Origin of the sequence: Actinomycetospora aurantiaca (assembly GCF_037401875.1) — a bacterium.
GTDB lineage: Bacteria > Actinomycetota > Actinomycetes > Mycobacteriales > Pseudonocardiaceae > Actinomycetospora > Actinomycetospora aurantiaca.
Genome location: NZ_JBBEGN010000037.1, coordinates 1 through 5370 on the forward strand (window position 1 = coordinate 1; position 5370 = coordinate 5370).

A 5370-nucleotide genomic window follows, 5' to 3' on the forward strand; every position below is an offset into this window, starting at 1 on the left:
AACGCCACACGGGCCGGGGGTTTTTCGTGCCTCCGCACCCGGCCGATGCGCCGTTGCCGCGGGAGCGATCCGCCGGACGTCGTATCAAGTCGTCCCCATCGGCATCTCCGGCCCGGGTTGTCCACAGCCGTGACCATTCCGTCCTCGTGATCGCCTCCCGGGAGGCACGCTCGTCCTCATGAGCGCCGGCCCCGACGAGTGCCGGCGGCAGGAGGAGGACGGACATGAACGAGACCTGGGTGACGGTCGCCGGCAACATCTCGACCGACGTGACGTGGCGGCGCAATGCGGACGACTCCGTCGTCGCGAACTTCCGACTGATGAGCAACAGCCGGAAGTTCGACGCGCAGAGCGGGAATTGGCAGGACAAGCACCGTCTGGCGGTGCGCGTCACCTGCTGGCGGACCCTGGCCGAGAACGTCAGGGTCAGCGTGACCAAGGGCGACCCGGTCGTCGTCCACGGGAAGCTCTTCACGCGCGACTACGAGGTCGAGGGCGTCAAACGGACCTCCACCGAGATCGAGGCCTCCAGCGTCGGCCTCGACCTCAACCGCGTGCGGACCTCGGTCGTCTCCTCGGAGCGGACCACGGGGGAGCGCCACGTCGACGTGACCCATCTCGAGGTGGTCGGCGAGGCTCCGTCCCCCGTGGAGTTCGGTGATGCGGACGAGCTGGTGCAGCTGGGTCCGGTGGCGGACCCGGGTGCCTCCGAGCAGGCCGAGGACGACGATCCGCTGGGTCGGGCAGCGCTGGCCGGCTGAGCGACCACCGGGCCCGGGGAGCGGCACACCACGGCAACTACCATCGGGGGCGTGGCTGAGTTCATCTACACCATGAAGAAGGTTCGTAAGGCCCACGGCGACAAGGTGATCCTCGACGATGTCACGCTCAGCTTCCTGCCGGGAGCGAAGATCGGCGTCGTCGGACCGAACGGTGCGGGCAAGTCGAGCGTTCTGAAGATCATGGCCGGACTCGACCAGCCCAACAACGGCGACGCGTTCGCCGCCCCCGAGGCCACGGTCGGGATCCTGCAGCAGGAGCCCCCGCTCAACGAGGAGAAGACGGTCCTCGGCAACGTCCAGGAGGGCGCCGGGGACGTGGCCGTGAAGCTCGAGCGGTACAACCAGATTGCCGAGCTCATGGCCACGGACTACTCCGACGAGCTCATGGAGGAGATGGGCAAGCTCCAGGAGGACCTGGACAACGCCGACGCGTGGGACCTCGACTCCCAGCTGCAGCAGGCCATGGACGCGCTCCGCTGCCCGCCGGGAGACTCTCCCGTCACCCACCTCTCGGGCGGCGAGCGCCGCCGCGTGGCGCTGTGCAAGCTGCTGCTCAGCAAGCCCGACCTCCTGCTGCTCGACGAGCCCACCAACCACCTCGACGCCGAGAGCGTCCAGTGGTTGGAGGGCCACCTGGCGTCCTACGAGGGTGCCGTGCTGGCCGTGACCCACGACCGGTACTTCCTCGACAACGTGGCGCAGTGGATCCTCGAGCTCGACCGCGGGCGCGCGTACCCCTACGAGGGCAACTACTCGACCTACCTCGAGAAGAAGGCCGAGCGCGTCGCGGTCCAGGGCCGCAAGGACGCGAAGCTCCGCAAGCGCCTCGCCGACGAGCTCGCCTGGGTGCGCTCCGGCGCCAAGGCCCGGCAGGCCAAGAACCGCGCCCGCCTGCAGCGCTACGAGGAGATGGCGGCCGAGGCGGAGAAGACCCGGAAGCTGGACTTCGAGGAGATCCAGATCCCGCCGGGGCCGCGTCTGGGCAACGTCGTCGTGGAGGTCTCGCACCTCGACAAGGGCTTCGACGACCGGCTCCTCATCAAGGACCTGTCCTTCACCCTCCCGCCGAACGGCATCATCGGCGTGATCGGCCCGAACGGCGTGGGCAAGACGACCCTGTTCAAGACGATCGTGGGCCTGGAGCAGCCGGACAGCGGCGCCGTCCGGGTCGGGGACACCGTCAAGCTCTCGTACGTCGACCAGAACCGGTCCGGCCTGTCCGGGTCGGAGAACGTCTGGCAGGTGGTCTCCGACGGGCTCGACCACATCCAGGTCGGCAACGTCGAGATGCCCTCGCGCGCCTACGTGTCGGCGTTCGGGTTCAAGGGTCCGGACCAGCAGAAGCCGGTCAACGTCCTGTCCGGCGGCGAGCGGAACCGCCTCAACCTGGCGATGACGCTCAAGCAGGGCGGCAACCTGCTCCTGCTCGACGAGCCGACGAACGACCTCGACGTGGAGACGCTCTCCTCGCTCGAGAACGCCCTCGAGCAGTTCCCGGGCTGCGCCGTGGTCGTGTCCCACGACCGCTGGTTCCTCGACCGCGTCTGCACCCACATCCTGGCGTGGGAGGGCACCGACGACCACCCGGCGTCGTGGTTCTGGTTCGAGGGCAACTTCGCGGACTACGAGCAGAACAAGGTCCAGCGCCTGGGCGCCGAGGCCGCGCGTCCCCACCGGGTCACGCACCGCAGGCTCACCCGGGACTGAGTCCCGCGGGGGTCGCGGGAAGGTCCCGCGGCCGGGTCGAGAAGGGAGCGGTCGTGGCTGCACGACGCGAGAACGGTGCGCCGTCGGCGCGCGCCGTCCTCGAGGTCGCCGACGGGCTGCGGTGGACCGACCCCGCGCTCGGTGCCTCCTTGGCCGAGCACGCCCGGCGTCTCGCCGGCGACGACCCGATTGCACGGGCCGCCGCCGACCGGTCGATCATCCGCTCCCTGGCCGAGTCCGACCGGTACGAGGACGTCGTCGCCCGTGCCGTGCCCCTGATCGGGGAGGCGCGCTCGCGCGGCGATCGCGACGACGGCGCGGCGGTCGTCATCGAACTCGCGCACGCGGCCGTCGGGCTCGGCGACGCCGACCTCGCCCGGCGGCTCCTCGACCGGGTCGAGCCGACCGACGACCTCCCGGCCCGGGTGGTGGCCGGCCTCTGGACCGTGCGGGCCGAGGCCTGCGCCGCGGCGGCCGACGTCGTCGGGACCGACCGGGCCGTCGAGGCGGCGACCTCGGTGCTCCTGCGCGTCCCCGCGCCGGAATCGGACGTGCTGCGGTCGCGGATGGCGCTGGCGCGGGGTATCGCCCGACGACGCGCGGGAGACGTGTCCGGCGCGCTCGGAGCGCTCACCGAAGCGATCTCGGTGGGGCCCACGGACGACGTCGACGGCGGACGCCGGTCCATGCTGTCGGCCGCCGAGGTGACCGAGCTGCTCGTGGAGACCGGCCGTCCCGACGACGCCGCCGCCCGCGCTCGCTCGGTCCTCCCCGACGGCCCGGCCGACCCGCAGTGGACGTGTGCGGTCGCGAGGATCCGGCTCGCGGTGGCTGCCGACGACCGGGCCGGTGCGTCCGGGGCCCGAGCGGCCGCCGAGGAGCTCGAGGCCGGCGGGCGCCTGAGCGAGGCGGCCCGTGCGTGGGAGACGGTCGCGACCGTCGCCGAAGGGCGGGGCGATCTCGGAGAGGCGCTGACCGCCCTTCGGCACGGGCACGACCTCGGGACGCGGGCGCGGGACGGCAGGGACGCGGCGCTGCGCGCGCTCGCTGCGCTCGAGGCGAGTGAGCTCCTCGCGCCGATCTCGACCCGCACCCCGGACGAGCCGGCGCCGCCCGTCCCGCCGCGCCGCCGCCGCCACCACCGCGCCGACGACGCCCCGACGCCCGACCCCGTGGCCGCCGGACCCGCGCCGCGGCCGGCCGACGACGTCCCCGGGCCCTCGGCCGCCGTCCCGAGCCCGGTCGGGGACGACGGCCCGGACGGAGGGCCGCACCGGGGTGACCCCCTCGGGGTCCGTGCCGAGCTCCCCGTCGAGCCCTCGCTCGAGCACACGGTCGAGCCCACGGTCGAACCTGCCGTCGGACCCGGCTCCGCAGGTGAGCCGGCGCGGTCCGCCCGGGACGAGCTGGCCGACCTGCTGGCGTCGTTGACCCGCTCCGTCGACTCGTCCCTGGCGGGCGGCCCGGAACCCGCGCCCGAGCCGCTCCCGGACGCGACCAGAGGGGACGCGAGCGAGGTCGGTGACCGGGGCACGCCGGAACCCCCGTCGGAACCCGTCCGCCGGTCACGGCACTCCGCCCCGTCCCTGCCCGACGACGGGTCGGCGACCTCCCGGCCCACCTTCGACGCCTTCGGCACGGCGCCCACCGGACGGCACCCGGTCACCCCGCCGGTCCCCGCCGACCCCCTTCCCGACGACCGCTTCGGCCCGACGGCGCCCACCGTCGAGCCCGCGGACGACGAGCGGGACGGTCCCGGGGCACGGTCGTTGAGCAGCCTCCTGGCCGACGACGGTCCGGCGGAGCGCCCGGAGAGCCCCCCGATCTCGACGCAGGCGCCGCCGTTCGAGCCGACGCCGACGCCGGAGACCGCTCGGACGTCGCCGGCGGACGGCACCGACGACGTCGTGCGCGTCCCGTCGTCCGACCCTCTCGATCCCGGGTGGTCCCACGACCCGTTCGACCTCCCCGCGACGTTCCCGGGCGAGAGCCCTGCATCGGGATCCACCGACCGCGTCGTCGAGCACGATCAGCAGGACGCACGGAGCGCACAGCCGGAGGACCTCCGCCCGACCGAGCTCGCGGCGGAGGAGTCGACCCGCGGTCGCGGCGAGGACGCCGGGGCCCCCGCGACCCCTCGACGGGCGGAGCCCGCGCCCGACCGGCGACCGCCCCGACCCCTGCCGGCCTCGAACGCACCGGACCCGGCGCCGACTCCTGCGAGCCCGACACCGGCCACGGACGGGTACGACGAAGAGCTCGGGCTCACGCTCGCCTCCGTGCTGGCCGAGTACCACCTGCCCGACGTGCCCGTGCCCCCGCGCCGCGAGCGCGGCCGTCCCGCGGCCCGGTCCCGGCCCGACGACCGATCCTCCGCCAACGGCACCCGGCCGCCCTCCCCGGCGCCGGGGTCACCGGCCTCGCCGCCGGAGGTCGCGGTGCCGTCGGCGCGTCGGCACACGTCGGGCTCGATGCCGGTGCCGGGGGAACAGGAGCGGCGGGACCCACGCGCCAACGGGACGGGGCCCGGCACGCCCGAGCCGACGGCCGCGCCCGGGGGACGCGGGCGTCCGCCGGAGTCCGGAGCCAAGCTCGCCGACCTCCTGGCCGAGGCCATGGACGCGTTCCGCCACGTGGGGCCGGCCGGTCAGGACGGGGCTCGCCCGCCCGGAGTGGGGTCCCGACGCGGCTGAGCTGCGCCGATGCCCTCGGGGGACCCCCCTGAAACCACCCGTCGGAGCGCCATGTAATCTTCTCTTCGTCGCCAGGCCGGAGGGGTTGCCCCGGGGTCTGGGGGCGGGATAGGTTCGAGAGGTTGCCCTCCAGCCGGTCTGGTAGGGTTGATCCTTGAGCGGGACACCGAGCGGTGCGCCATCCCTGA

Annotated in this window: 3 protein-coding genes; all 3 read left to right on the forward strand. The window is 73.9% G+C overall.

All coding sequences use genetic code 11. From position 1 onward, the window contains the following. The first annotated feature begins 224 nt into the window (after window positions 1-224). From ssb to WCD74_RS29780, 3 genes are read left to right on the forward strand one after another with little or no spacing between them, the layout of a single operon-like run. Window positions 225-761: a single-stranded DNA-binding protein gene (ssb, locus tag WCD74_RS29770; protein ID WP_337698560.1), complete on the forward strand. Its 537-nt coding sequence runs from the start codon at window positions 225-227 to the stop codon at window positions 759-761. A gap of 51 nt (window positions 762-812) precedes the next feature. Further along, the gene (gene ettA / locus WCD74_RS29775; protein ID WP_337698561.1) at window positions 813-2489 is read left to right on the forward strand and encodes an energy-dependent translational throttle protein EttA; all 1677 of its coding nucleotides are present in this window, start codon (window positions 813-815) and stop codon (window positions 2487-2489) included. 53 nt (window positions 2490-2542) lie between these two features. After that, complete coding sequence (locus WCD74_RS29780; protein WP_337698562.1) at window positions 2543-5182, forward strand: hypothetical protein; 2640 nt, start codon at window positions 2543-2545, stop codon at window positions 5180-5182. The last annotated feature ends 188 nt before the right edge of the window (window positions 5183-5370 follow it).